Here is a 3084-nt window from a genome sequence, read left to right as displayed (position 1 = left end):
TCATAAGCAATATCTTTATGCTCTGATTCTTCGAGCATGTGCCACATCCACATCGCTCGTTGTCTTTCATCTTGTGAACCAAGTAAATATTCTTCATGCTGCATCATAAATTCAGCGAGTACAGCGGTGTAATGCTCAATACCTGCCATTAAAGATAGCTGCATAGAGTGCGGTAGTTTATAAATTCCGTACTCAAACACTTTATCTGCAATCGCACGAAGTAATTCGACTGGATAACCATTCTCTTTGAGAACTTCATCGTTGAATTGATTATGAATTTTTGAGTGAATTGCTTCTTGACCAATTAATGAAGTCAATCTTTGTTTCAAAATCGGATCATTAATAAATTCACGATGGTGACGAGCTGTCTCAATGACCACATCCTCACCAAAGGTTAAGAAAATCGATAAAGCATGAAAATAAGAAGTCGCCAACTCTTTATTTAAGAAGAACTTCTGATCCAACTCAGCTGGATTAAATTTGAAATCAAAATGACGAATAGGGATTGGAGCCTTGTTCGCTAAATTTTGGACAATGCCTTGATATTTAGTACTAAGTTTGTCTGAAAATACATTTCGAATAACTTGAGCGACCATCGCTTGTCCCCCACAGAGAGAGTAATATAAAAATTAATAGCGGCACATCCAATGAAATGATCAAATTGTCTTTAAGATTATTTCTGCAATTTGAAACATCTCAGCTCTTGAAAAATTTCTAAGAATGTTTGTGCCAAACATTATCTCGATAAAATCTAATACTGGTCTTTATCAAGATATTCGATGCATAGTGCACTAGCAAAATATGACCAACAAGAACCAAATTGCTCATAACGAATTGATCATTTTTGCCACTCGAAAACGATAATTCACTCGTGCACTGCATCGCTTTAAATCAATCAAGCTGCCTGAACTTTAGGTGTAAACTCCTTCACAAAGAAAGGATGTAAAGCACCGCCTTCTGATAACAATTTTTTCTCGTAGTATTTAAAATATTCTGACGCATCATGATCGTTAGGATGGAAATCTCTGCGCAAATAATCAAAGATTCGAGCCTGAGTACTACCGAACACACCATCTTTAGGACTAAAGATTAATTTCACACCACGTCGAGCATCTTTCCAAAACTTCGCCGTTAACATTTCTTGCGGTTTACGCAAGACTGGAACTAATGTTGCTGAGAATGGAATCAACCCAAGAATCGTGAAATATGCAAGGAAGAATCCTGTAACACGTAACGCATAATTCCCATTCAATGTTTGATATACATCATAAGCAACATCCTTATGTTCAGACTCTTCAAGCATGTGCCACATCCATAGAGCACGTGTCTTTGCATCATCAGAAAAATAGAAGTTCTGCTCATGGGCCATCATGTATTCTGCTAACACGGCCGTGAAATGCTCGATTCCAGCCATTAGAGAAAGTTTTAATGGTTGTGGGAATTTCAAGAAAATATGATCAAAAAACTTTTCACCAAGAAAACGATACAAGCGCACTGGATAATCAAGTTCAACAATTGCGTCATTAAATTCATTATGTAATTTAGAATGAATCGCTTCTTGACCAATCAAAGAGGTTACACGTTGTTTTAAAATAGGATCTTTGAGCAAATCACGATGGTGACGTGCTGTTTCAATCACTAAGTCTTCACCATAAGTCAAGAAAACTGAAAGTGTTGCAAAGAAAATCGTTGCAAACTGATTATTCATATAGAATGATAAATCAATCTGTTTACCTTCAAATCCGATTGCCAAGTGTCGAATGGGTATGCTTTTTTTACTCGCAAAATCGATTTGCTCAGTTATTGGGTTGGATTTAAATAAACTCAAACCTTTGTTCAACGTGCTGCTAATCATGGCTACACCTACCTACTTCACTTGAGCGTCATTTGCCCTTTAATATTCTTTGGATTAGGTTCATCTCTTTTCGCCACACTCATTCTTTTTTAAGTTACGAAAAAAGATTCGGGAGATTTTATTGAACCTAGTTCCCTACTAGAACCAATGTAAACCGATCTTATGTTCGGATTCAATTCGGGTAAAAATGAAGATTTTTTATCCTATATTTTTCACTTCATGGTACGATTCAACAAGTAATCTAAATCATAAAAATTCACAGCAGTTAAAATTAAAAACAATAATTATCATTAATTTAAGTAAAACATAATTAAGAAAAAATAATGAAATAATTTTATTTATCTTATCTAAACTGGTGTTTATTACAAATTAAAAAGCATAATTTAAAAATTAGTAATTATTTTTGTTCGGATTAATTTAATAGAACTTTCATGAGATATCAGGGCATGCTAATCTGACAATATGTTCGGATTTTATTTTTCACTGAAATGGCTACTCGTAAACCTCGTCAAAATCGCTCAAAAGTTACTGTTGATACTATCATCGAAGCAGGTTTTATCGCTGTTGCTGCCAATGGAACCAGTGGAACAACGACCCGTCATATTGCTGATATTGCTGGAGTAAGTGTAGGTTCACTTTATGAATACTTTAAGAATAAAGAAGAAATTTATGATGCGATGGCCAAATCTTTTGTAAAAGAAGTATTAGATATGGTGAAAGAACTTACTCCTATCATCGTGGAAATGGAGCTTGAACCATTGTTTCAGATGATCTTTTATACGTTCCGAGATTTGCTCACACGCGACAATGATCGTTATCTTATATGTCTACGCTATGCCACAGAACTTAAATATGAACGCTATATCGGACAAATTGAAATGGCGTTGATGGAAGTGCTCATGAAATATATGATGCGCCATCCTCGATATCTAAAAGTTAATAATTTGAGCGTTACAGCCTATATCAGTATCAACAGCAGTATCTTTAACGTCGCTCGTCATCTCATCTTACCTAACCCTCAAATTAGCTTTGATGAAATGGTTAAAGGTTTAAGTACGATGATTATTAGCTATATCGAAACAGAGCTAGCAAAAGCTGAGGCATAAATTATTGATTGCCTTTAAAAATTCTAGATCCTTGGCAAGCGTAGGTTTCATTGACCAACCGATGACTTTCCTTGAATATAAATCGAGAACCACAGCCAGATATAACCAGCCTTGCCAAGTACG

General features: G+C 35.4%; 3 protein-coding genes. 1 reads left to right on the top strand and 2 read right to left on the bottom strand.

Translation table 11 applies throughout. The annotated features are described in order from the left end of the window. Together A2003_RS11410 and A2003_RS11405 are read right to left on the bottom strand one after the other, a co-directional pair. On the bottom strand, positions 1–596 hold a 596-nt coding region (locus A2003_RS11410), incomplete at its 3' end, for a metal-dependent hydrolase (RefSeq protein WP_286687394.1). 299 nt (positions 597–895) lie between these two features. Further along, complete coding sequence (locus A2003_RS11405) at positions 896–1855, bottom strand: metal-dependent hydrolase (protein WP_004953589.1); 960 nt, start codon at positions 1853–1855, stop codon at positions 896–898. Positions 1856–2343: 488 nt separating this feature from the next. Between A2003_RS11405 and A2003_RS11400 the strand changes: the two genes are divergently transcribed. Continuing rightward, positions 2344–2961: a TetR/AcrR family transcriptional regulator gene (locus tag A2003_RS11400; RefSeq protein WP_004953586.1), complete on the top strand. Its 618-nt coding sequence runs from the start codon at positions 2344–2346 to the stop codon at positions 2959–2961. The last annotated feature ends 123 nt before the right edge of the window (positions 2962–3084 follow it).

It is taken from the genome of Acinetobacter sp. GWC1_38_13 (genome assembly GCF_001767535.1).
Taxonomy (GTDB): domain Bacteria; phylum Pseudomonadota; class Gammaproteobacteria; order Pseudomonadales; family Moraxellaceae; genus Acinetobacter; species Acinetobacter junii.
The sequence above is the reverse complement of the archived record's forward strand: the minus strand, read 5'-3'. Positions and strand labels throughout refer to the sequence as shown.